This window comes from Streptomyces sp. NPDC003077, assembly GCF_040611095.1.
GTDB lineage: Bacteria > Actinomycetota > Actinomycetes > Streptomycetales > Streptomycetaceae > Streptomyces.
Genome location: NZ_JBEXNM010000002.1, coordinates 42,130 through 67,012, shown reverse-complemented (window position 1 = coordinate 67,012; position 24,883 = coordinate 42,130). Strand labels below are relative to the sequence as shown.

Here is a 24,883-nt window from a genome sequence, read left to right as displayed (position 1 = left end):
ATCGCACGAATATGCGACACCGAAAGACGCTGACATCGATCATGCGTAACTCGCCGAAACGACACCCGAAGACACCATCACAGCCAATCCTGGAACTCGCCTTCCAGCGACGACAGATGGCGCTCTCCGGGAGACGGTGATAGCCCTTCCGTGGAGCAGGGTCAGAGGAGACCATCGCGTAGAACGAACGACGGTGACGAGCCGACGTGCGCCTGCTTTCCGGAGCTCTTCCGGGGCCCCTTCAATGGTGGCGGCGTGAGCGTGTCCCGGCCCTGTAAATCGAGCAGGGGGACACGCAAGGTTTTACCTAGGTCAGTCGGACGTAATCCCGGGAATGCCTTGAAGTAAATTCCCCACCGGAAACAGCGTCAGAGAGCGGAGTGCGCCCGTATTTATGTCATACGTCAGCGTGGCGAGGACCGAGGGCGACGATTTGGCCCGTACTGAGATCTCGTACTCGCCTCCGTCGGCGGAGATGTCGACAAGGTCGAAGCGAACCGCGCCTTGCTCGTCACCTGCCGCCAAGTGCACGTTCACCACACCTCGGCAATAGTCCCGTACTCCCGAAGGCGGCGCGTTCAACCCCGTCACCAATTGAGGGATTGCACGTCTTGCCCCCAGAAGTTCCAGGTGGTCGAACTCTCCTCCTGCGCCAAGGCGCAGAAGACCGGCCAATCCGGAATCGTCATCGAAATCCAGCGCAACGCCGCCCGAACGGGATGATTCCGTGAAGGAGAGCAGAGCCACATCAGCTTCTGGATCGTAACGAATATGGCAACCCATGCGGCTTGTCATATGATTCCCCCTTGGTTGTGGAGTGGTAGCTTCAGAGGCGCCAGGCCGTCACAGAAGCCGTTGTTGTTAAGTACGACAACGATCTTGCGTCCGGTGTACTTCCAAGTCGCCTTTTCCCTGTTGTGCCTGGCTGACGAGTACTCAGTGGCCACTACATTCCGAGCACCGGGACCCGTGATGCTGTCTTCGAGTATCTCCTTGGAGCAGTGGAAAGTGTAGTCCGAGATGAATCGCGGTGCGGAAGCAGGAATTCCGAACCCGGCCGTCTGTGTCGACCCGCTCTGTGCACCCGTCGCGGCGTAGGAGGCGCCCCCGGCGGTCAGCACGGCTGCAAGCGGAAGTCCGGCCGAAGCGCCGGGCTTGCGTACCCTGCTGCGGAGAATCGTAAGTTGTTCCTGTTGCTCGGCGGTGAGCTGCCGGAACAGGGCGAGGACGCGTTGTTCGGCGTCGGGGGAGACGGGACGGGTGCGCGGCGGCCCCAGGACGCGGAGACGGCGCCGGGCTGCTGCCCTCGCTCCTGTCGATGTGAGCTCACTGGCCGGACGGATTGCGCAGACGCGACGAGGAACACCGCAGGCGAAAGTGCCTTGAGGCGGTCAAAAGTTGGGAATTTCGCGAAAGGGCGATATGTGCCTTCGGTGTGACTGCGGTATTCGTGGGCCGAAATTGTGGCGCGCGGGAAATGCTTGACGGCAAAAGATGGTCGCCGAATATTTCAGCCTTCTGTTTCGCTTCAGTCATCGGTTCGGGTGCGTGCGAATCGACTCGACAACACCGGCCTTCAGCGCTCCTCTCCCTCGTCCCCCTCCGCTTTCACTTCCTTTCGTTCTCCTTCACTTCACGCACAGGCCCGTCGCACGTGGGAGGGCGTGCACCCGCCGCCGTGATCTTCACCCGTGGCGCAGTGCCAGCCCACCCACCTCACGGACACGGAGCCGCGACATGGACCGCAGATCTCTCCTCGCCGCCGCCGGCGGCGGCGCCCTGGTGGCCGCCACCGGAGCCCCGCAGGCCCACGCCACCCCGACCGGGGCCTCGGTGTTCCGCCGGAACGTCGTCCGGTTCAACGTCATCAGCGACATCCAAGGAGACCTGCGCGACTTCGGCCGGGCGCTGGACGACATGGCGGCCGTCAATCCGCACAGCGCGGGCCTCGCCGTCGCCGGCGACATCACGCCGCGCGGCTACGACTTCGAGTACGCCCAGGTCAGCGCGGAACTGCGGCGTCACTCGCACCCGTCCGCCGTGGCCTGGGCGATCGGCAACCACGAGTTCTACGTGCCGAAGTGGCGCGACCCCGACACCCTGGCGCAGGACACCTGGCCCAACGGCACCACCGAGGACTCCCTCTTCCGCAGCTTCTACAACTTCGCCGGGCGCGGCACGGTCCACGCGGAGACCTCCTTCGGCGGCGTCCCCGTTCTCACCCTCGGCACCGAGCGCTACTCGCACTACCACGACCCCAAGCTCTGGGACGAGGTCTGGATCAGCGACGCCCAGTTCGCGTGGCTGGAGGACCGCCTGTGGCACTGGTCGCGCCGCCGCAAGCCCGTCATGGTGATCACCCACCACCCCCTGCCCAACACCGTCTCCGGCACCCGCAACAAGCTCTACGCGAACGACTACCTCCAGGCCGACCGCCTCCTGAACCTGCTCGGCCGCCACCCCGACGTCTTCCTCTTCTCCGGCCACACGCACTGGGACCTGGAACTCTCCGACTGGGTGGTACGCCGCGTCGTGCCCGGCACCGCGAACCTCAGCGGCTTCACCGTGGTCAACACCGGCGCCATCCAGACCGGATTCCGCGACGACGGCAAGGGCGGCGAGGTCGCCGTCGGCGGCTCCTTCAACCAGGGCCTCCAGGTCGAGGTGCGCCCCGACGCGGTCGTCATCAAGGCCCGCGACTTCGCCCGCCGGGCTTGGCTGAAGGAGATCACGGTCCCGTTGGCGCGGTGAGGCGGTGCGCCGCACGTTCTGGGGGTGGGTGCCCCACTCGACGGCCGCCAGAAGTCCTCGGCGGCCGTCGAGAAGTTCCCGGCGGCCGTCGAGAAGTCCGCGACGGCCGTCAGGAAACCAACGGCAGCTGATCCCCGGTGGCGCCCACCTCCAGCCGTGTGTAGTCCGGGTGGTCCATGCGGTGATGGACGTAGATCTGGTCGGCCCAGGGCGGGTCGAAAGGGGTGAAGGCGCGCAGGCCCAGGACGCGGCCGATGGGGCGGTCCGGGTGGGCGGTGTTGAAGTCGGCGAGGGCGGCGGCTTCGCCGATCTGTGCGATCGTTCCCGGCAGGTCGTCGAGGTAGCAGGTGACCCGCGGCAGCAGATGCTCGTGCGCCGGGACGCGGAAGAGGTCCAGGGCGGTCGCCGTCGAGGAGTAGTAGTCCAGGTCGAGGGCGACGAAGCCGACGGGGTGGGCGCGCAGGACGTCCGCGTGGGTGCGGAGGTGGGCGGGGAGCGTGTCGGCGAGGTCGCCGATCACCAGCTCGGCCGCGCCCAGGCGGGCGCGCAACCGGTCGTGGTCCATGGTGTAGAAGCCGGGGCCGAAGAGGTAGGGCAGGTCCCGCGGATCCTTGGCGGGGGGCATGCCCGCGCCGCTGTCGAAGCCGACCACGCGCACCGTCACGCCGGTGGCGGCGGCGTAATACCGGGCGTGCTCGGCGAGGGCCAGCAACCCGTTGCCCCCGGCCACGCCGAACTCCACCACCGTGACGCCCTGGTGCCCCAGCCGCGCGGCCAACTCGGTGGCCCGGCGCACGCCGTAGGCGTAGTGCGGACGCTCGACCAGCCCGAACCGGTACGCCGCGTCAGGGCCCACCCCGGGCAGCCGCCGTAACAGCCGGTTCCGGGCGGCATGCCGGGTGCCGGACTTCGACCAGTCCCACAGCACGTCGGCCAGCCCACCGGTGGGCCGGCGCCCGAAGGGGTGGCCTTTTTGGGCGGTTGTGCGTGCATGTTTGCGGGGGGTTGTGCGTGAACTTCTGCGGGTGGTTGTACCTGCATCACCTTGGGTGATCGCGCCTGAACGACTTCCGGTGGTTGTGCCTGAACCACCTCCGGCGGTTGTACCTGAGCCACTTCCGGCGGTCGTACCTGAGCCTCTGCGCACGGCGGCGTTCCCTCCGGGAGGACGGACAACGGTCGGCGGCAGCCTTCCCGTCCGTCACGCCGCGCGCAATGGCGCCCCCGCCCCGCGCTGTCCCGCCGGGCCCCCGTGCTATCCCGCCGGACCCCGCCGCCGTCCGGCCAGAGCGGGGACGTGCGGGGGCGGGGACGTGCGGGGGCGGGCAGCGGGTTCACGGCGGCTGTGGACGCGTACGGATGGCCCGGACGGGCGGTGGCGTGGTCACGGCCGGGGGTGAGCGGTGCCCGTCGTCACCCGAAGCTCCATCACGGTGGCGACGGCACCGTCCTCAAACAGGGCGGTGCGGTGCGGTCCAGGTATGGCGATTCCATAGCTGACTGGGTTGGGCAGGTCGAGCGCCGGCAACTCGGCGTCGGCTTTGGACGGGGTGCGAGTCGGGGGTGTCCATGGGGCGCCATGGGTGCCCGGGGCCGGGCTGGTGGTCAGTTGACGGTGACGGTGTAGGTGTGGTGCGTGGCCTTCGGCATGGTGGGGAGCCAGTGGGGACCGGGGGTGGTGGACGGGGGCGTGCTGTCGCCGCTGCACGCGTTGAGGGGGCAGTGCAGGAGGGTGATCTGTGTCTTCCCCTGACCCACGGCCTCGAAGTCGTAAAGCCTCGTGTACCCCGCACCGACCATGACGAGGCCGTCGTCCTTGTCAGCGGCGCGCACACCGCGTGCGCGGACGACGGCGGGGTCGGGGCTGGGGGCGACCACGTACCACTCCTCGCCCAGGGAGGGGTTCTGCGACACGGACAGCGAGAACCTGCCGCCTTCGTCGGCGGTGATGTCGGGGTGGTCCAGCGAGTAGACGGCGGCCTCGCCGAAGTCGCAGCCTCCCAGGAGGGCGGCCACGCACAGAGCGGCGGCAGCGGTTCGTATCGGGCGGCGGGGCCGGTGGTCACGGTGCCCGGTCATGGCGGCCCTCAGCGCGGTAGCTGGACACAGCCGTCGGCGACGGCCTTGGCGATGTCGCCGACCTCGTCGCTCGCGGTGTCGAGCTTCCTGGCCTCGGCGGCCATGCCGTCCTGCTCGACGTCGAAGCCGGACTGTCCCGGCATGTGGTCCCCCCCAAGCACGCCCCGGTCCTGACGGGGCCCTCCTCGCGTACTGACGGCGGTGACGTGTCCGCCGGATCCGTACCCTATGTGGATCAGTCGGTCGCTTGCCAGTTCGAAGCGGGGGATGGGTGGGGCGAGGGAGAATATCCGGCCGGGGGTAGGAATGGGGCTCGTCGTCCCCAGGTGGGCCACCGCCGTCAGGGGCCAGGTGTCATGCGTCCGGTGTGGGGAGTCGGTAGCCTCACGCCGCCGTGCCGCCGCCGGCCCGCTGCTCCTGCCCTGCCGCGTCCTCGTCCGAATCCGTATCCGCGCCCTCGTCCGCGCCCTCCTCCAGCTCGCGCAAGAACCAGCTCAGGACGAAGCCGACCAGCAGCACCGCTCCACCCACGAGGAACATGACGTGGAAGCCGTGGGCGAAGGACTCCGCGACCGGTTGGGCGAGCCGGGCGTCGAGGCCCTGGAGGACGGAGGTGTCGTCCAGGGCGATGCCTGCCCCGTGGCTCGATTCCACCAGGTGCAGGAAGCCGTGGTTGGCGGGGTCCGCGGTGACGGACGGGTCCGTCAGGACGCGGGCGAGGGGGCCGGTGCGGAGCAGGTCGGTGAGGTGTCCGAGTGCCACCGCGAACATGACGGAGAAGAGGACGGCGATGCCGGTGGAGCCGCCGATCTGGCGGCACAGGCCCGAGGCGGCGTTCGCCACGCCCAGTTGGCTCTTGGGCGCCGCGTTCTGCATGGCCAGCGTGATGACCGTCTGGGACAGGCCGATGCCGATGCCGAGCCAGCCGACGATCAGGACGATGCCCCACATCGGCGTTCCCACGTCGGCGGTGGCCAGGGTCAGCAGTGCGCCGGCCATGGAGCCCAGGCCCACGACGGCGAGTTTCTTGAACCGGCCCGAGGCCGCGATGAGTTTGCCGGAGACCACCTGGGAGGCGATGGTGCCCAGCATGAACGGGATGACCACCAACCCGGCCTCGGTCGGGGTCCGCCCCTGCACCAGCTGGAGGAACAGCGGCAGGGTCGTCACCGTCCCGAAGATGCCGACGCCGATGGTGAAGTTGACCGTCGAGCACAGGGCGATGCCGCCCCGCCGGAACAGCCGCAGCGGCAGCACGGCCTCGTCCCCGCGCCGCAGTTCGACGGGGACGAGCAGCGCGAGCCCGGCCGCGCCCAGTGCGAACAGGGTGAGGGAGGCCGGCGAGCTCCAGCCCCAGGTGCGGCCCTGCTCGGCCACGATCAGCAGGGGGACGAGAAACAGCGTCAGCGCCGCGGCCCCCAGCACGTCCATCCGGTGCGCCCGGCGCTCGTGCGGCAGGGTGAGGGCTTTGCGGACGGTGACGAGGGCCAGCAGCCCCAGCGGCGCGTTGAGCAGGAACACCCAGCGCCAGCCGTCGACGCCGAACACCCCGCCGGCCTCCGCGAAGGCCCCGCCCGCCAGCGGACCGACGACGCTGGCGGCCACCCAGGCCATCTGGAGGAAGGCGAAATAGCGCCCGCGTTCCCGTACGGGGGCGAGATCGGCGACCACCGCGGTGGGCAGGGACATCAGTCCGCCGCCGCCGAGGCCCTGGATCGCCCGGAAGACGGCGAGTTCCGCCATGGAACCCGCCGTGCCGCACAGGACCGAACCGGCGACGAACACGGCGATGGAGATCAGATACAGCGGCTTGCGCCCGTGGATGTCGGAGAGCTTGCCGTAGAACGGCATCGCCAGGACGGAGGCGATGAGGTAGGCCGTGGTCGCCCACGCCTGCTCGGTCTGGCCGTGCAGGTCGTCCGCGATGGTGCGCATGGCGGTGGCGATCACCGTCTGGTCCAGTGCCGCGAGGAAGACGGCCAGCAGCAACCCCGACATGGCCGTCAGGACCTGCCGGTGCGTGAACGCCCCGGCTGTTCGCTCCGGGGCACCGGTGGTGCCCGGATTCGCGGGTGACACGGTTCCTCACTCTCCAGACTTTCCGAACTTTGCAGGCCGGTGGTTCCGGGACTTTCCGGACTTTCCGGGCCGGTGGTCCCGGGGCTGTCCGGACCTTCCGGGCCGGTGGCCCCGGTTCCGTGCGCCTCTTGGTGCGCCTCTTGGTGCGTCTCTTGCTCGTCTCGCTCGCGGTCGGTGCCGCGGCCGGGTGCCGAGCGTAGGCGCCGCCGCGAACTTTGACAAGCTCTTGTCGTTCTCTGGATTCTCTGGAGGTCATGCAAGGACATACGAGGTCATACGCTGTGGCCATGGATTCCTCACCACCGGACGTGGACGCCCTGATCGAGGTGACCACCGAGGTCTTTGCCGTCAACGGCCGCCTGCTCCGCGAAGGGGACCGCCTCTCCGCGCACGCGGGCCTCACCTCGGCGCGCTGGCAGGTGGCCGGGCTCCTGCTGGACGGCCCGTCCACCGTCGCCAACCTCGCCCGCGAACGGGGCCTGCGGCGGCAGGCGGTCCAGCAGACCGTCGAGCGCCTGCGTGCGGAGGGCGTCGTCGCGACCCGCCCCAATCCGCAGGATCAGCGCAGTCCGCTCGTCGAACTCACCGCGGCCGGCCGGAAGGCCCTGGACGACCTGCGTCCCTTGGAAGAGCGGTGGCTGGAGTACCTGGCCGAGGGCATTCCGCTGGACGACCTGCGTGTCACGGTCGCGGTGCTGCGGCGGCTGCGGGAGAAGCTGGATGCCCGGCCGGCGGTGGAACCGGGGGCGGGTGAGGGATGAATTCGGCTGGTCGCGGAGCCCGGAATCGTGAATTGCAGAGGTGCATGATGAATTCGCATGAATCCGCCACCGGGGCATCGCGCAACGCGGACATCGACCCCGTGAGCTTCTTCGAACCTGCCCGGTCCTTGGACGAACTGGCCGTGGAGCAGGGTGTCGCGCCGCTTGTCTCTCTGGATGAACTGGTCGGACGCGGCATCGACGACTTTGACGATTTCCTGGCTGCGATCGCCTCGCTTCGTGGCGACGGCCAGTGAGTTGTGCCGTGATCTTTCGCGGGTAGCCCTGATATGGGAACAGCGCCGGACGGCTGGCACACCAGCCGTCCGGCGCTGTCGTTTTCAGGCTCCGAATATCAGGTCTGCCCATTCTTGGCGATCAGGGCGTGGAAGCCCTGGTTGAGGTATTCGCCGTAGGTGATGGGCGGGTTGAGTTCCTTGTCGCCCTGGTCTTCGGGGGTGAAGGGGTCGAGGACGTTGTGGTGGCCGGAGTGGAGGAAGAAGGGGAGGGAGAGGCGTTCGGCGTTGATGAACTTGACGCGGTGGTTGGGGGCCGGGAAGTAGTCGTTGGTGAGGTAGGCCATGGCGGTGCCGCAGTTCACCAGGAAGTTGTCGCCGGAGGTGGGCAGGTCCCGCCAGCCGTCGACCGTTTCGACCTGGAGGTTTTGCACCTCGGTCTGGAAGAGGACGGTGATCAGGGAGACGTCGAGGTGGTCTTCGAAGCTGAGCTTCGTGCCGTCCGGGCCGGTCTTCACCGGCGGGTAGTCCTCCAGGTAGGGGTAGCGGATCAGGGAGACGGCGGAGAGGGTGTCGGCCTCCGGGAGTTCCGCGTCGAAGAAGGTCTCCGGCTTGCCCAGGGCCAGGGCGAAGCCCCGCATCAGGGTGCGGGAGAAGGCGAAGATGTCGCGGTAGTACTGCTCGCAGAAGGGGCGGAAGCGGGGGTGGCGTTTCTCGTCGGGCCAGATGTTGGCCTCGTGCATGGGGGTGCCCGCGGCGATTTCGGGGTGGGCGGGGGAAAAGGACGGGTTCAGGTAGCACCAGGACTCGACGGCCTTTTTGCCCTTGACGGCCATGTAGTAGCCGTTGCGCACGTGGGGGTTGTTCTTGTTGTACGCGTTGATCGCCAGGTCGTACTTCTCCTGGTCGGTCATGGTCCGGTGGAATTCGTTGACCACGTCCTGGAGCAGTTGGACATCGATGCCGTGGCCGGCGGCGTAGAAGAACCCGGATCCCCGGCACGCCTTGTTGATCTCCTGCGCGACGCGCAGCTTCTCGTTCGCGTCGTCACCGAACAGGGGTGACACGTCGATCGTCGGGACTTCCGACGAGGGCATCAGGACGGGCATTCGTCCCTCCAGGGCTTCTTCCGTAGGTTCTGCGGATTTCGTCTTATCGGGTGGGCGTCGCCACACGCTTTCGTTCTCCTCGGGCACCGCCACGCGGGTCCGGTTTCATCGGGCGCCGCCACGCGGGTCCGGTTTCATCGGGCGTCGCCACGCGGATTCGGCTTCATCGGGCGCCGCCACGCGGATTCGGCTTCACCGGCTGCTGTCACGCGACGCCCCCGAGACGCGCTCGCATATCGCGCTGACCACGCCGTCGTTGTGCACCCACGTGTGGTGGGTCTCGCCGTGCAGGACGCGGACTTCGATCGCCTCGGCAGGCAGGAGCGTGTCCAGGCTGTTGTACTGCGAGCGCTGGTAGAAGGTGAACAGGCGGCGCTGGTGGTCGTCGCGGACGATGTTGTTGGGTTCGTCCGCCTTGAAGAGCACCAGGTTCTCGACGGACGCGCCGAGGCGCTTGAGGTCCGTCGGGTTCGGCGCGTAGTGGTAGTTGATCGGGTCGAGGATGTCCTGCACGTCCGGGAGGCCGATGGCCGCCGAGGCCTCGCGCACGTTGAAGTAGGAGTCGATGAGGTAGAGGTCGCGCACCTGCTTGCCGCTCCGTTGGAGGCGGAGTGCGATCTCCAGGGCGAGGACGCCGCCGAAGCTCCAGCCCAGGAAGCTGTACGGGCCGGTCGGGGCCAGTTCCTCGATGTGTGTGAGGTGGTACTCGGCCAGCGCCTCGAAGGATTCCATCGGGGAGTGCAGGTGCACGTTGTTGAACAGCACCAGGCGGTGGCCGGGGAGTTTCTGCGCGAGGTTGCCCAGGTAGCTTTCCGCGCCGCCTTCCCCGGGCGGGAAGACGAAGAGGGTGGGGAGGTCCGGTTCGTCCTCGTTGACGAGGAGGTAGGGGGTGAAGTCCTGGGAGGGGGCGGCCTGTTGGCGGGCCGCCGTGCCGGGGGAGTGGGACGCCTTCGCGGTGTGGGCCGCCAGTTCCTCCAGCGAGGTTTTCAGGGCGGTGGCGAACCGGTGGGTGACCTCCGGGTCCAGGCGGCTGTCGACGGCCGTGACGAGGTGGTCGCCGGTGCAGCGCATCGTCACGTCCAGGGTGAACTGGTCGGCGCCGCGGTTGCGGTCGGAGATGTCGCTGCCCGCCATGGACGGGTCCAGCCGCCAGCCCTGCGCGCCGTCGCCGTCCGCGTGGGAGTCGGCGAACGTGCCCAGGTAGTTGAAGCTCACCGGGGGGAGCGGGGCCCGGTCGCCGCCGTAGCGGCCGTGCAGGGCGCCGTAGCCGATGCCGTTGTGCGGCACCCGGCGGCTGGTCTCGCGGGTGGCGAGGATGCTGCGGCCGAGGTCGTCCGGGTCCGTCGTCAGGGCCAGCGGGTACATCGTGGTGAACCAGCCGACGGTGTCGCGGACGTCCGGGGCGCCGTCGAAGCGTTCGCGGCCGTGGCCCTCGACGGTGACGTGGTTCGTGGGCCGGCCGGTGACCGCGCGCAGGGCCAGGCCCGTGGCCGTCAGCAGCAGTTCGTTCATGGTGGTGTCGTAGGCCCAGTGGCCGTCGGTGAGGAGGGCGCGGGTGGCGGACGCGTCGAGGGTGAACTCCTCGCGGTGGGTCGGCGCGTTCGCCGCCCGGGCCGTGAGGGCGGGGGGCGCGGGCTGAGCCAGGGCCTGACGGATCTCGTCCCACAGCGCGCGTTCGTCCGCGTCGGGCGTGTAGCGGCGCAGCGCCCGGGCCCACTGGCGGTAGCTGCTGGTCTTCTCGTCCAGTTCGCCGCCGTGGTAGAGGATCTCCAGGTCCTGGGCGATGACGTGCCAGCTCACCGTGTCGACGATGAGGTGGTGCAGGGCGAACCAGACGCGGGCCGTGCCGTCGGGGAAGCCGTGAAGGTAGGCCGCGCAGGCCGTCGGGCCGCTCGCCAGGTCGAAGCCGCTCTGCCAGTCCGCCAGTCGGCGGTTGAGTTCGTGCGGCGTCATGCCGGTCACGTCGAGGGTGTGCAGGACGATTTCGGGGCGGGCGGCGGCGTAGGTCTGGGTGACCTCGCCGTCGTCTCCGATGGCGTACCGGAGGCGGAAGGCGTCGTGGTGGTCGACCAGGCGGGTGACGGACTCGCGCAGCCGGTCGGTGTCGAGCGGCGGGGTCGTGACGGCGAAGTTCTGGTTCCACCAGCCGCGGTCCGCGAGCGGCTTGGCGAAGAACCACTCCTGGATGGGGAGGAGGGGACTCTCGCCGGTCAGCGGGCCCTGTTCGGGCGCCTCCGTGCCCTGCTGGCCGGTGCCGCGGGCGGTCTCCGGGCGCGTCAGGACGGTCGCGGCGAACTCGCGGACGGTCGGGAAGTCGAAGACGTCCTTCACGCTGATCCGGCGCCCGACCTCCCGCTGGACCTGGCTGGCCAGGTGCAGGGCGCTGATGCTGTCGCCGCCCGAGCGGAAGAAGTCGTCGTCGATGCCGACCGTGCCGCCGGGGAGCTGCGCCGCCCACAGCTGGCACAGCCGGGCCTCGGTGCGGTTGCGCGGGGCCGCGTAGTCCGCGCGGCGGGCCGCGAAGGTGACCGCCGGCAGCGCCTTGGTGTCCAGCTTGCCGTTGATCGTCATGGGGAGCGGGCCGTCGAGGCGGACCAGCAGGGACGGCACCATGCTGGGCATGAGCTTGGCCCGCAGGGTGGCGTAGACAGCGTCTTCGTCGACGGTGGTGCCGCTGTCCGGCACGTAGTAGCCGACCAGGCGGCGGCCGTCCGGCGAGCGGTCGTCGGGGGCGGCGACGACGGCGCACTCACGCACGTTCGGGCAGCTCGCCAGGACCGCTTCGACCTCGCCCGGTTCGATGCGCAGGCCGTGGATCTTGAGCTGGGCGTCGTTGCGTCCGACGTAGCGCAGCTCGCCGGTCTGGGTGAGCCGGACGAGGTCGCCGGTGCGGTACAGGACCGGGTGGACGCCGTCGCGGATCTCCTCCTCCGTACGGAACGGGTTCGGCAGGAACCGTTCCTCGGTGAGGTCGGGCCGGTTCAGGTAGCCGTCCGTCACGCAGGCGCCGGACAGGTACAGCTCGCCCACGGCCCCCGGCGGGAGCGGCTTCATGCCCTCGCTGAGCACGTACAGGCGGGTGTTGCCGAGGGGCTGCCCGAGGGTGTTGCGGTAGGGCTCGCCGGGGGCGAAGTGCCGGACGGTGTTGTAGACGGCCGTCTCGGTGGTGCCGTAGGCGTTGACGAGCGGACCGGCGTACTCGCCGCGGATCTTGTCGAAGTGGTGCTCGTGGAACGCCTCGCCCGCGACCAGCACCGTCTTCAGGCCGGTGAGCCGGGAGAGGTCGAGCTGCTGGATCTGGGTGGGCGTGCCGCTGATGTACGTCAGGCCGGCGCGGTTGGCGTAGTCGGAGAAGCCGTCGTCGTGGGCGAGCGAGGCCGGGGGGACGATGAGGGTGTGGCCGCCGAGGATGGAGAGGGCGAGCTGTTCGACGGAGAAGTCGAAGACGTAGTTGGCCAGGAAGAGGATGCCTTCGCGGGAGTTGCCGGACTGGGCGCCTTCGCGGGTCTTGTCGGCGCGGATGCCTCCCCGGGTCTCGCCTCCCCCGGTCTCGCCTCCCCTGGTCTCGCCTCCCCGGGACTCGTCGGTCCGGACGCCCTCGCGCGTTTCGTCACCCCGGACGCCCTCGCGGACGGCATCCGGTGTGCCGAAGTAGCGGCCGGTGATCTGCGCGCGGAAGCTGTCCACCGCGCGGTGCGGGACGAGGACGGCCTTGGGGCGGCCGGTCGTGCCCGAGGTGTAGATGGCGTACGCCAGGTCGGCGGGCGTGACGGCGGTCACCGGGTTCTCGGTGGAGCGGACGCCCATCGGCAGCCGGTCCGCCTCGATGACGGGCGCCCCGGTCGCCGCCGCCAGGCCGCGGACGCGTTCCGCGTGCTCGTGGCCGGTCACCACGAGCCGCGCCCGGGTGTCGCGGAGCATGAAGGCGATCCGGTCGTCCGGGTGCCCCGGGCCGATCGGGACGTATCCGGCGCCGGCCTTCCAGACGGCGAGGATCGCGACGATCGTCAGCTCGCTCTTGTCCAGGACGAGGCCGACGAGGTCGCCGGGCCGGAGCTGGACGACGGAGCGCAGGTGGTGGGCGAGCTGGTTGGCCCGTTCGTTGAGCTCGCGGTAGGTCAGGCGGCGGTCGCCGTCCACCACGGCGGTCGCGTCGGGCCATGCCGCGGCCTGCTCTTCGAAGACGGCGTGCAGGGTCCGGGCGGGGGCGGTTTCCGAGGGCGCGTCGACGGCCGCGTCCGGCAGCGAGTGGACCGCCTCGTCCACGGCCGCCACATCCGTCAGCCGGGCCTCGTCACCGGTCGCGGCCAGCCGCGCGAACTCCCGCAGGACCTGCTGGAACGTGGCGATGAACCCCTCCACGCTCGCGTCGTCGAAGAGGGACGCGGCGAAGGTCAGGTTGCCCGCGAGGCCCCCGGAGGTCTCGGTCAGCGTCGTCGACAGGTCGAACTTGGTGGCCGTCCAGCCGTCGGCGTCCGGGCGGTACTCGGTCAGCACCGGCTCGTCGGCGTCCGGGGTCGCGGGTGAGCGGTCGGTGACGTTCTGGAGGGTGAAGTTGACCTGGAGGAGGGGGTGGCGGCTGGGGTCCTTCTCCGGGTCCAGTTCCTTGACGAGCTGTTCGAACAGCAGCTCGCCGTGGACCTGGGCCGCGGTGACGTGCTCGCCGACCGCGCGGACGTACTCCGCCAGCGTGGCGGCCGGGTCGATGCGGACGCGCAGCGCCAGCAGGTTGGCGAAGAACCCGATCGTGCGGTCGAACTCGGGCCGTCCCCGGTTGGCGGACGGGGTGCCGACGACGAAGTCGTGCTGGCCGGTGTACACGTTCAGCACCAGGCACCAGGCGCCGAGCAGCACGCTGTACAGGCTCACCCGCGCCGAACCGGCCAGCGCCCGGAGCGCGTCCGTGGTGCGCTCGTCGACGGCGAACTCGATCTCCCGGCCGCGGTAGTCGAACCGCGCCGGGCGCGGGCGGTCCAGCGGCAGCCGGATCGTCTCGTAGCCGGCGAGCGCCTTCGTCCAGAACTCGGTCAGCTCCGTCAGCCGCCGGCCGGTCAGGTACCGCCGCTGCCACGCCGTGAACTGCGCGTACGTGCCGCCGACCGTTCGGAGGTCCGTATGCGGCACGCCCCGCAGCAGCGCCGCCAGCTCCTCGCGGAGGACGTTCCAGGACCAGCCGTCGAAGCAGGTGTGGTGCAGGACGAGGCTCAGGTACCGGCCGTCCGGGTCCGTGGCCACCTCGTACAGGTGGGCCTGGAGGGGCAGTTCCTCGGCGAGGCGGAAGACGTGGTCGGCGCGCTCGACGAGCCGCGCGTCCAGCTCGGCGGGGTCGGCGACGGTGTGCACGGGCACCGCGAAGCGGGCCAGGGCCTCGTCCTCCGGCAGCGTGCGCTGGCGCCGTACGCCGTCCCGGTCGGTGGGGAGCAGGGTGCGCAGCGCGGGGTGGCGGCGCAGCAGGGCGCGCAGCGCGTCGGCGATCCCGTCCGCCGTCGCGACGGCCGCGGGGACGCGCAGGGTGAAGGGGACGTTGTAGGCGGAGGTGCCGCCCTCGAACTCGTCGATGAACAGCAGGCGCTGCTGCGTCAGCGACACCGGGGGTTCGCCCGCGCCGGTGGCGAGCGGGCCGGCGAGCTCGTCCGCGTGGTCCTCGGCGGTGCCGGCCGTCTCGCGGATGTGGCGGGCCTGCGCGCCGAGCGTGGTGTGCTGGAGGACGGTGGCGATGCCGACGCCGCGGCCGAAGGCGGTGGTGATGGCCTGGGCGAGCACCATCGCGCGGATGCTGTCGCCACCGAGCGCGAAGAAGTCGTCGTGCACGCCGACGCGGTCCGGGGCGACGCCGAGCACGGTCGACCAGATGCCGCAGAGCCTGACCTCGACGTCGTTGGAGGGGGCGACGTACGCGGTGCCGTCGCCGGGCCCGAAGTCCGTCTCGGGGAGCCGGCGGGTGTCCAGCTTGCCGCTGGGGGTGACCGGGATGTCGGTGATGCGCAGGAGGCGGGCGGGCACGATGGTCTCGGGGAGCTTCGTGCGCATCCACCGCTTCAGGTCCTGCTCGTCCAGCTCGGTTTCGGCGATGTAGAAGCCGACGAGGTACTTCTGCGCGGCGGTCAGGCCCGTGCCGCGGTGCTCGCGGGCGATCACCAGGGAGCGGGTCACGCCGGGGTAGGAGGTCAGGACGGCCTCCACCTCGCCGAGTTCGACGCGCTGGCCGCGGATCTTGACCTGGAGGTCGGTGCGGCCCAGGCACTCCAGCTCGCCGTTGGGCAGCCAGCGCACCAGGTCGCCCGTCTTGTAGAGGCGCGCGTTGCGGCCCGCCGCCCGCTCCTGGGGGGTCTGGAAGGGGTTGGGTACGAAGCGGTCGGCCGTCAGGTCGTCGCGGTTGAGGTAGCCGCGGGCGACGCCGTCGCCGCCGATGTAGAGCTCGCCCATGCCGCCGACCGGGACGCGCTTCATGCGCTTGTCCAGCACGTAGGCGGTGGTGTTGGCGACCGGGTGGCCGATGCTCTTGGTGGCGCGCCGCTCGCCCGGCGTGTACGGCCGCTTGTGGCTGGTGATGGAGATCTCGGTCGGGCCGTACCCGTTGATGATCATGCCCGGGAACGTTCCGCGGATCTTGTTGAAGACCGGCTCGGTGAAGTCCTCGCCGATGGCATCGATGCGGGTCAGGGACGGCGTCGTGGAGTAGTCGTAGAGCGAGAGCACCGACGGCGTGCCGGAGAGGTAGGTGACCTGCTCGTCGTCGATGTACCGGTACAGGCGCTCGACGTCCGTGCGCATCGTGTCGTCGAGCACGACCAGCTTCTGACCGTTGAGCAGCGCGTCGGTCATCTGCTCCACGAAGTGGTCGAAGACGTAGTTGGAGAACGACAGGAGCGCCTCGTCACCGCGGCTCTTGTCCAGCCCGAACAGCGTGGCCAGCGACTGCTGGAGGTTGACCACGCCCCGGTGCTCGACGAGGACGGCCTTGGGCTTGCCGGTGGTGCCCGAGGTGTAGATGGCGTAGGCGAGGTCGGTGCTGGTGACGGGGGTGACGGGGGCGGTGGTGGGGTGGTCGTCCAGCGGCAGGCGCTCGATGTCGAGGACGGGGAGGGCCGCGTCGGAGGGCAGGTCGTGCGGTCGGTCGCTGTGGACTTCGTCGGTGACGGTCGGGGCGTGCGGTTCGCTGCCGGGGGCGTCGTTGGTGACGGTCGGGGTGTGCGGTCGGTCGCCGTGCGCCTCGTTGCCGGCGACCAGGCCGCGCAGCCGCTCGCCGTGCGCCTCGTTGGTGACGACCAGGCGGGCGCTGGTGTCCTGGAGCATGAAGGCGATCCGGTCGTCCGGGTAGCCCGGGTCGATGGGGACGTAGGCGGCGCCGGCCTTCCACACCGCGAGGATCGCGGTGATCATCAGCTCGCTCTTGTCGACGACGAGGCCCACGAGGTCGTTCGGGCGCAGCTCGGCGACGGACCGCAGGTGGTGCGCCAGTTGGTTGGCCCGCTCGTCCAGCTCCCGGTACGTCAGCCGCCGGTCGCGGTAGACCACCGCGATCTCCTCGGGCCAGGCGGCGGCCATGTCCGCGAACACGCCGTGCAGGGTCTTCTCACCCGGGAACGGGGTCTCCGTGCGGTTCCACTCCTCGAACCGCTCCACCATGGCGGGCGGGACGGACTCCAGCGCGTGCACGGGCTGCTCGACGTCCCGCGCCACCTGCGAGAACAGGGTGTGCGTGACGTCCAGGAGAGTGCCGATCGTCTCGTCCTCGAACAGCTCGCCCGCGTACCAGAGAGTGACCGTCAGCTCGTCGCCCTCCTCCCGGGCGACGACGGCCAGCGGGTAGTCCACCTTGTCGGCGTCGTAGGCCTTCTCGAAGCGGAGCAGCTCGTCGTGCTCCTCGGCCTCCTCCAACAGGCGCGGGTAGTTCTCCAGCACCAGCAGCGTGTCGAACAGCCGGCGCTTCATCCCGCCGGTCTCCAGGCGGCCCAGCTCCACCGTGCTGGCGCCGTTCATGGTGTTCACGGCGGACTGGATGGCGGCGATGGCCGCGCCGACGCTGCGGTCCGCCTGCTCGTCGTGGTCCACGACCAGCGGCAGGGTGTTGATGAACAGGCCGACCGAGTTCTCGATGCCGTCGACGTGCAGGTTGCGGCCGGACACGATGGTGCCGACGGCCGTGGTGGTGCCCCCGCCGATGGAGTACAGCACCTTGTGCCACACGAACTGGAGCACCGAGTGCAGGGTGACGGAGTGCTCGGCGCACACCGCCTTCAGCGTCTCCGTCAGCTCCGCGCCCAGCCGCAGCGTCCGGGTGCGGTGCTCCCGGACGTGGTCGTAGCCGCTCAGGTCGACCTGGTAGCGCAGGTCCTCCTTGACGAGCCCGGCGAAGTCGCCGCGCTCCTCGATCCGCTCGACCTGCCGCAGCCAGTGCTCCACGTGGTCGTCGCGGTGCGCCTCCCAGTGCCGCTGGGCCGCCACGTACGCGTGGTCCACGGCCGGCTCGACCGGCTCGCCCTTGAGGAGGCGCAGGTACACGCGGTGCACGTCGTCGTGGAGGACCGGCAGGCTCCAGCCGTCCATGATCAGGTGGTGGCAGCTGAACAGCAGCGCGTACAGGTCCTCGCGCTGCCGGATCAGGTAGACGCGGAACATCCGGCCGGCGGCCGGGTCGTAGGGCTCGGCCCGGTCCCGCTCCTGGAGTTCCTTGATGCGGGCGTCCTGCGCGGCCTCGTCGGGCAGGTCGCCGAGGTCGATGTACCGCCAGTCCATGGGCTGGTCGTCGGGCTCGACGATCTGGAGCGGCTCCTCGGCCCACTCGAAGCGCACCCGCAGCGCGGGGTACTTGCTTTGGGCGTACTCCCAGGCCGCGCGCATCAGGTCGGGGCTCAGGGCGCAGCGGTAGCGGTGCACGGACTGCATGACGTAGGCGTCGTCGCCGTTCCGGCGCTTGAGGGCGTGGTAGAGCAGGCCCTGCTGGAGGCCGTTGGCGCGGAGGCGGACGGGTGTGTCGGCGGGGGTGGGCGGGGCGTCCGTGGCGGGGGGCGCGTCGTCGGCTTCCGGCCGCTGCCCGTCGGCCCGCTGCTCGGCCAGGTGATCGGCCAGTTCGCCCAGCGTGCGCAGGCCGAAGACATCGTCCACGCCGACGAAGACGCCCAGCCGCTGCCGCACGCGGGCGATGAGCAGGATGCAGGAGATGCTCTGCCCGCCGAGCCGGAAGAAGTCGTCCCCGTCGCCGATCCGGGCGGGCGGCAGGCCCAGGACCTCGCTCCAGATCTCCCGCAGCGCGTCCCGCACCCCGGCGACCGTGCCGTCCGCCGGGGCGGTGCCACCCGAGGAAGCGGGCGCGGCCGTACCGGGGCGCGTCAGCTCCACCTCGGGCAGGGCGCGCCAGTCGACCTTGCCGTTGACGTTGACCGGGATGGTGTCGAGGCGGACCATCCGGGCCGGGACCATGATCCGGATCAGCCGCTCCTCCAGGAACGCCAGCAGCTCGTCCTCGGTGACCTCCACCCCGGCCTCGGTGGTGTAGTAGCCGACGAGGTGGCGGTCGGCGGCGCCGCCGGCCCCCTCGCGGGCGATGACCGTGCACTTGCGCACGCCGGGGAACGCGGTGGCTCTCGCCTCGATCTCGCCCGGCTCCACCCGGACGCCGTTCAGCTTGAGCTGGAAGTCACTGCGGCCCAGGAACTCGACCTCGCCGGACGGCAGGAGGCGGGCCAGGTCACCCGTCTTGTAGATCCGGGCGTTCTGCCCGCGCACGGCGTCCTGCTCGGACTGGTACGGGTTCGGCGTGAACCGCTCGGCCGTCAGGTCGTCCCGGTTCAGATAACCCGGCGCGACCCCGCAGCCGCCGATGTACAGCTCGCCGATGGCGCCGATCGGCAACTGCTTGAGGTTCTGGCTCAGCACGTACCACTTCACGTTCCGCACCGGCCGGCCGATGCTGCGGTCCCGGCGCTCCGTCACGCCCGGCCCGAACTCCTTGACGGCCGTGACGAAGGCCGCCTCGGTGAACGCGTACTCGTTGACGACCAGCCCGTCGAACCGCTCCCGCAACTGCCGCAGCCCCGCCGCCGTCAGCTCCTCGCCGACCAGCAGCAGTTTCTTCAGGCGGGTGCAGCGGCGCAGGTCGAAGTGCTGGAGGACGGACCCGGTGGCGTTCAGGTACGTCACGCCGTGCTCGTCGAGGTAGGCGGGGAACCGGTCCGGGTCCAGGCGGATGTCGTCGGGGACGACCACCAGCGTCTGCGAGTTGATGAGCGCGATCAGCGTCTGCCGCAGGTGCGGCTCGAAGACGTACGAGGCGAACAGCGCGACCCGCTCCTCGCCGGGGCGGCGCATGTCGTAGCGCTCGGACAGGTCCGTGATGCTGTTGACGACGCTGTCGTGGTACTTGGGCACGCCCTTCGGTACGCCCGTGGTGCCGGAGGTGTAGGTGATGTAGGCGAGGTCCTTGCTGCTCAGGGAGAGCCGGGGGGCCGCGGTCGCGGTGGCGTCCGAGGCGGCGGCGAGCGCGGTGTCGGCGTCGTCCCGCGCCGTGGTGTCGGCGTCGTCCCGCGCGGCGAGCGCGGTCTCGGTGGCATCCGGTGCGGCGGCGAGCACGTTCTCGATCTCGATGATCCGGACGGCGGCGTGCTCCGGGCCGAGCATCTCGCGCAACCGCGCAGCGTGGTGGCGGTTGGTGACGATGCCCGCAAGGCCCGTGTCGCGGACGGCGAAGCGGACCCGCTCGGCCGGGTAGGCCGGGTCGATCGGCACGTACGCCGCGCCCGCCTTCCAGATGCCCAGGGTCGTCACGACGCCGAGGTCGCTCTTGTCGAGGTACATCCCGACGAGTTCCTCGCGCCGCACCCCCAGCGCGGGGCCGAGCAGCCAGTGGGCGAGCCGGTTGGCCCGCTCGTCGATCTCGCGGTAGGTCAGCCGGAGGTCGCCGAAGACGACGGCTTCCCGGTCCGGGGAGCGCCGCACGGCGTCCTCGAACAGCTCGTTGAGCCGCTTGTCCTCCGGGAAGTCGCCGTCGGTGGCGTTCCACTTGAGCATCTGCTCGCGCTGCTCCCGCGACACCAGCTCGATGTCGGCGACCAGCCGCTCGGGGTGCCCGGCGAACTGGCCGAGCACCTCGCGCACGACGTCGAGGACGCCGGCGATCGTGCGGTCCTCGAACAGGTCCCCCGCGTACGCCAGCGACCACCGCAGGCAGCCCTCCTCCGGGACGTCCCGGACGACGGCCAGCAGCGGGGAGTGCGGCAGCTCCGCGAGGTCCACCTCGCGGTCGGTGAGCACGAGCAGCGCGTCGAACAGGCCGCGTCCCAGCACCTCGTCCGGGCGCACGTACGCGTCCGCGTCGCGCATCGCCTCGTCCAGCTCGCGCACCGCCGCGCGGCAGGTGAGGCGGGCCTGCGCGAGGTGGTCGACGAGGACGGGGAGGACGCGGGGGCGGTCGGGACGAGCGGCTTCCGCGTCGGCGGCGCCCGCCCCCGTCGCGCCCGCCCCGGCGCCCTCCGTCCCGGTCGCGTCCACGAGCGCCGCGACCGTCCGGTTCCCGTGCCCGTACGCCCGCATGACGGTGGACAGGGTGGCGAGCGCCAGGGCCCCGACCGACACCCCGTTGCCATCGCGCGGGGCGGCGCGCAGCGCGGCGTACTCCGGCCCGCCGACCAGCAGGTCCTGGCGCCGTGTCGCCCGTACGCCGGGGTCGTCGTCCCGTACCGCGATGCGGTTGCGCCACTCGTCCTTGAGGAGCATCTCCAGATCGCAGCGCTCGCTCGATACGCCTTGAATGCGGGCAGACCAGTCCGCGGCAGTCCTCGGGTACCGTGCTGACTTCATACCTAGGCTCTCCGTCGTGCAGGGGTGTGCGACGCACGGCGGGGCCGGGCCCGCCGCGTGGCCGCGAGGTCAGGGACTTCTCGTGCAGTTCGCCGCGGGCCGGGCACGCGCTCCGCGCGTCAGCGGGCGGCCGGCCGGAGGCTGTGCGCCAGCGCGTCGAGCGCCCGGTCGATCTCGCCCTCGGTGATCGTCAGCGGCGGGCGGAACCGCAGCCCGCGCTCGCCGCACGGCAGGGCGATGACGTGGTGGTCCTCGTACATCCGCCGCAGGACGCCGTCCCGGGCCGGGCCGTCCGGCAGGTCGATGGCGCACATCAGGCCGCGCCCGCGCGGGTTGCTCACCAGGGCCGGGTGCTCGGTGGCCAGGGCCTGGAGGCCGTCGCGCAGGTACTTGCCGCGCCGGCCGACGGAGTCGAAGAGCTGGGTGCGCTCCATCGTCTCCAGGAGGCGGGTGGCGCGGACCATGTCGGTGAGGTTGCCGCCCCAGGTCGAGCTGATCCGGGAGGAGACGGTGAAGACGTTGTCCGGCACCTCGTCGATGCGCCCGCCGCCCATCACGCCGCAGACCTGGGTCTTCTTGCCGAACGCCACCAGGTCCGGCCGGAGGTCGAGCTGCTGGTACGTCCACGGGGTGCCGGTGATACCGCAGCCGCTCTGCACCTCGTCGAGGACGAACAGGGCGTCGTGCTCGTGGCACAGGCGCTGCATCGCCTGGAGGAATTCGGCGCTGAGGTGGTTGTCGCCGCCCTCGCCCTGGATCGGCTCGGCGATGAAGCAGGCGATCATCCCGTCGGCGGCGCGGAAGGCCGCCTCGGCCGCCTCCAGGGACCGGCGTTCGGCCTGCCGGTTGGCGGCGGCGTGCTCGGTGAGCGGGTGGCGCAGCGCCGGCGAGGGGATGCGCGGCCAGCCGAACTTGGGGAAGCGGGCCGTCTTGGCCGGTTCGGTGTTCGTCAGCGACATGGTGTAACCGCTGCGGCCGTGGAACGCGTGCTCCAGGTGCAACACCATGAGCCCGTCCACCGCGTCCTCGTCCAGGCCCAGCTTCTGCGCCTTCCAGTCGAAGGCCGCCTTGAGGGCGTTCTCGACGGCCAGCGCCCCGCCGTCCACGAAGAACAGATGCGGCAGCCGCGGATCACCGAGCACCCGCGCGAAGGTCTTGACGAACCGCGCGTAGGGAATCGTGTACAGGTCCGGGTTGGAGGGCTTGTTCACGGCCGCCGCGGCGAGTTCCCGCAGGAAGTCCGGGTCGTCCGCGACGCAGGGCGGGTTGATGCCCAGCGGCGCCGACGCGAAGAAGGAGAAGAGGTCGAGATACTCGTTTCCGGTGAGGGCGTCGACCAGCCGGGCGCCGCCGCTGGCCGGCAGATCCGCGACGATGCCGTAGCCGTCCACCAGCACGTGCGGCTCCAGGGCGCCATGCACGTCCCGGGCGGTCAGCGGTGCCATTTCCGAGAGATCACTGTCAGGACAACGTGCTTGCTCGTCCATGCGGGGAAACTCCTGTAGCGCAGGATGAATTGCCAGGACTGTCAATTGCCGCGTGCCGTGGCGGTGAACTGGGAATTCGGGAGTTCCGACATTAACGCGCGGCCCTCTTGGCCCCCTCTTTGAGCTCTCTCGGAATCCTCTCCGCCCGCAGGGGAGTTCTGTCGGGGGTTCTCTCGCGGGTTCTCCCGGGTGTTCTCCCGGAGAGTGCCGGGAGTTCGGCAGGAAATGCATCTGTCCGAGATCCGGTGCGGCTGCTAACGTGCTTCCCGTCGACCGAATTCCCGGCGGGCCACGGGCCTCCTTTTTCCTTTTCTGAATTCTGCGGGAGATCACGCCATGGCCGTTGCCGACTGGGCTGCCGCCCGCGGCCACATGCTCCTCGACCCGACCGTCGTCAACCTCAACACCGGCTCCGGCGGACCGCTGCCGCGCGCCACGTTCGCCCGCGTCAGCGAGCTCCGCGCCCACCTCGCCCGCGCGCCGATGGACTTCCTGCTGCGCGAGGTGCCCCCACTGCTGTGGAAGGCGCGGGAACGCCTGGCCGGCTTCCTGGGCGGCGACCCGCACCGCCTCGTCCTCACCACGAACGTGACGGAGGCCGTCAACCTCGTGGCGACGTCACTGAAGCTGACGGCGCCCGGCGAGATCCTGCTGTCCGACCACGAATACCCGCCGATGCGCTGGACCTGGGAACGGCTGGCGCGGCGCCAGGGCCTGGAATTACGGACGTTCCGGCTGCCGCCGCGGCCCGCCGGCCCCGAGGAGATCGTGGACGCCGCCGTCGCGGCGATGGGCCCGCGCACCCGGCTGCTGTCCTTCAGCCACGTCACGGCCACGACCGGAACGGTGCTGCCCGCCGCGGAACTGTGCGCCCAGGCCCGGCGGCGCGGCATCGTCACCGTCGTCGACGGGGCCCACGCCCCCGGCCTCATCGACCTGGACCTGACGGACATCCCCTGCGACTTCTACGCGGGCAGCGGCCACAAATGGCTGCTCGCGCCCACCGGCGTCGGGTTCCTGCACCTCGGCGAAGGACGGCTGGACGCCCTCGAACCACTCCAGGTGAGCTGGGCCTACCACCCGTCGGCGGGCCCCCCGGACGAGCGCGACCGGTTCGGCAGCACCCCGCGCCTGCGCCGCCTGGAGTGCGAGGGGACGCGGGACCTGTGCCCGTGGCTCGCCCTGCCGGAGACGATCGACTTCCACGCCGGGCTCGGCCCCCACCGGGCCGCCGCCCGCCGGCACGAACTCGCCGGCCGGGTACGCCGCCGCCTCACCGGGCTGCGGGGACTGGAACCGGCCACACCCGAGGCGCCCGGCCTGTCCGCCGGAATGGTCGCCTTCCGCCTGCCCCCGGGGGCGGACGCGGACGGGCTGCGCCGCGGGCTGTGGGAACACCACCGCATCGAGACGGCCACGGTCGAGGGCCCGGACGGCCCGCTGCTGCGGATCTCGGTGAACTTCTTCACCACCGAAACCGAGATCGAAAACCTGGCAGGCGCGCTGGAGGAACTGACGACGGGGCACCAGGCCCCGTCCGGTCACGAGAGGAACAGTGAGAGCTGATGGACACGACGGTCCCCACGTTCAGCCTGGCGGAGCTCCAGGAAGGCCGCCACCAGGAGGAGTTCCGCGCCTGCCTGACGGAGAAGGGCGTCTTCTACCTGACGGACAGCGGCCTGGCGGAGGCCGACCACAAGTCCGCCAAGGACGTCGCCATCGACTTCTTCGAGCACGGCACCGAGGAGCAGAAGCGGGCCGTGACCTCCACGGTCCCCTCCATGCGCCGCGGCTTCACCGGCCTGGAGTCGGAGAGCACCGCCAGCATCACCAACACCGGCAGCTACACCGACTACTCCATGTGCTACTCCATGGGCACCTCGGACAACGTCTTCCCGACGGCCGACTTCGAGCAGACCTGGACGCACTACTTCGACGGCATGTACGACGCCTCCCGCGAGGTGGCGCGCCAGGTCCTGAAGACCATGGAGGCGGAGCCGGACGGCGGCACCGAGGCGTTCGTCAACTGCGAGCCGCTGCTGCGGTTCCGGTACTTCCCCGAGGTGCCCGAGCACCGCAGCGCCGAAGAGGAACCCCTCCGCATGGCGCCGCACTACGACCTGTCCACGGTGACGCTCATCCAGCAGACTCCCTGCCCGAACGGCTTTGTCAGCCTCCAGTGCGAGGTCGGCGGCACCTTCGTCGACCTGCCGGCCCGGCCGGACACGGCCCTCGTCTTCTGCGGGGCCATCGCGACCCTGGTCACCGGCGGTCGCGTGCACGCCCCGCGGCACCACGTCGCCGCGCCGGGCCGCGACCAGATCGCGGGCAGCGGCCGGACGTCGAGCGTCTTCTTCCTGCGGCCCAACGCCGACTTCAGCTTCTCGGTGCCCCTGGCGCGGGAGTGCGGATTCGACATCAGCCTGGACGGGGAGACCGCGACGTTCGCGGACTGGATCGGCGGCAATTACGTCAACATCCGGACGGAGAAGGCGTCGTAGGGCGCGTTTCTGTTCCCCCGTACGTTCACCGGCACGTCCCAGGCATGTGCCCAGGCACGTCCCGGGCACGCCCCCAGGCAC

At 70.5% G+C, this 24,883-nt stretch carries 13 protein-coding genes; 5 read left to right on the top strand and 8 right to left on the bottom strand.

Translation table 11 applies throughout. The features are described 5' to 3' along the window. Positions 1-312: 312 nt before the first annotated feature. Entirely contained in the window at positions 313-795 is a 483-nt protein-coding gene (locus ABZX96_RS01630) for a DUF2283 domain-containing protein (RefSeq protein WP_355536038.1), read from the bottom strand. A gap of 942 nt (positions 796-1,737) precedes the next feature. On the opposite strand from ABZX96_RS01630, the gene ABZX96_RS01625 reads away from it, so the two are divergent. Next, a complete protein-coding gene (locus ABZX96_RS01625; RefSeq protein WP_355536035.1) occupies positions 1,738-2,751 on the top strand; it encodes a DUF4073 domain-containing protein in 1,014 nt (337 codons plus the stop codon). A gap of 109 nt (positions 2,752-2,860) precedes the next feature. Here ABZX96_RS01625 and ABZX96_RS01620 read toward each other — a convergent pair whose 3' ends face one another. From ABZX96_RS01620 to otr(B), 4 genes are all read right to left on the bottom strand, one after another. After that, the gene (locus ABZX96_RS01620) at positions 2,861-3,679 is read right to left on the bottom strand and encodes a hypothetical protein (RefSeq protein WP_355536032.1); all 819 of its coding nucleotides are present in this window, start codon (positions 3,677-3,679) and stop codon (positions 2,861-2,863) included. A gap of 677 nt (positions 3,680-4,356) precedes the next feature. Then, on the bottom strand, positions 4,357-4,830 hold the full coding sequence (locus ABZX96_RS01615) for a protease inhibitor I42 family protein (protein WP_355536029.1): 474 nt from the start codon (positions 4,828-4,830) through the stop codon (positions 4,357-4,359). 8 nt (positions 4,831-4,838) lie between these two features. Beyond that, positions 4,839-4,973, bottom strand: coding sequence for a hypothetical protein (locus ABZX96_RS01610; RefSeq protein ID WP_355536026.1), 135 nt, complete (start codon positions 4,971-4,973; stop codon positions 4,839-4,841). A gap of 241 nt (positions 4,974-5,214) precedes the next feature. Continuing rightward, positions 5,215-6,909, bottom strand: a complete 1,695-nt coding sequence (gene otr(B), locus ABZX96_RS01605; RefSeq protein ID WP_355536023.1) for an oxytetracycline resistance efflux MFS transporter OtrB — start codon at positions 6,907-6,909, stop codon at positions 5,215-5,217. Between the two features lie 287 nt (positions 6,910-7,196). Between otr(B) and ABZX96_RS01600 the strand changes: the two genes are divergently transcribed. Beyond that, entirely contained in the window at positions 7,197-7,670 is a 474-nt protein-coding gene (locus tag ABZX96_RS01600) for a MarR family winged helix-turn-helix transcriptional regulator (protein ID WP_355536020.1), read from the top strand. Positions 7,671-7,717: 47 nt separating this feature from the next. Continuing rightward, positions 7,718-7,927: a hypothetical protein gene (locus ABZX96_RS01595; RefSeq protein WP_355536017.1), complete on the top strand. Its 210-nt coding sequence runs from the start codon at positions 7,718-7,720 to the stop codon at positions 7,925-7,927. A gap of 98 nt (positions 7,928-8,025) precedes the next feature. Here the strand turns inward: ABZX96_RS01595 and ABZX96_RS01590 are convergent, their stop codons facing one another. The 3 genes from ABZX96_RS01590 to lat form a co-directional block, all read right to left on the bottom strand. Next, positions 8,026-9,015, bottom strand: a complete 990-nt coding sequence (locus tag ABZX96_RS01590) for a 2OG-Fe(II) oxygenase family protein (protein ID WP_355536014.1) — start codon at positions 9,013-9,015, stop codon at positions 8,026-8,028. Positions 9,016-9,207: 192 nt separating this feature from the next. Further along, on the bottom strand, positions 9,208-20,814 hold the full coding sequence (locus tag ABZX96_RS01585; RefSeq protein WP_355536011.1) for an amino acid adenylation domain-containing protein: 11,607 nt from the start codon (positions 20,812-20,814) through the stop codon (positions 9,208-9,210). Positions 20,815-20,933: 119 nt separating this feature from the next. Further along, on the bottom strand, positions 20,934-22,301 hold the full coding sequence (gene lat / locus ABZX96_RS01580) for an L-lysine 6-transaminase (protein WP_355536008.1): 1,368 nt from the start codon (positions 22,299-22,301) through the stop codon (positions 20,934-20,936). Between the two features lie 336 nt (positions 22,302-22,637). On the opposite strand from lat, the gene ABZX96_RS01575 reads away from it, so the two are divergent. Together ABZX96_RS01575 and ABZX96_RS01570 are read left to right on the top strand one after the other, a co-directional pair. Next, positions 22,638-23,867: an aminotransferase class V-fold PLP-dependent enzyme gene (locus tag ABZX96_RS01575; protein ID WP_355536005.1), complete on the top strand. Its 1,230-nt coding sequence runs from the start codon at positions 22,638-22,640 to the stop codon at positions 23,865-23,867. Beyond that, positions 23,867-24,802: a 2OG-Fe(II) oxygenase family protein gene (locus ABZX96_RS01570; protein ID WP_355536002.1), complete on the top strand. Its 936-nt coding sequence runs from the start codon at positions 23,867-23,869 to the stop codon at positions 24,800-24,802. The genes ABZX96_RS01575 and ABZX96_RS01570 overlap by 1 nt, the downstream gene beginning before the upstream one ends. The last annotated feature ends 81 nt before the right edge of the window (positions 24,803-24,883 follow it).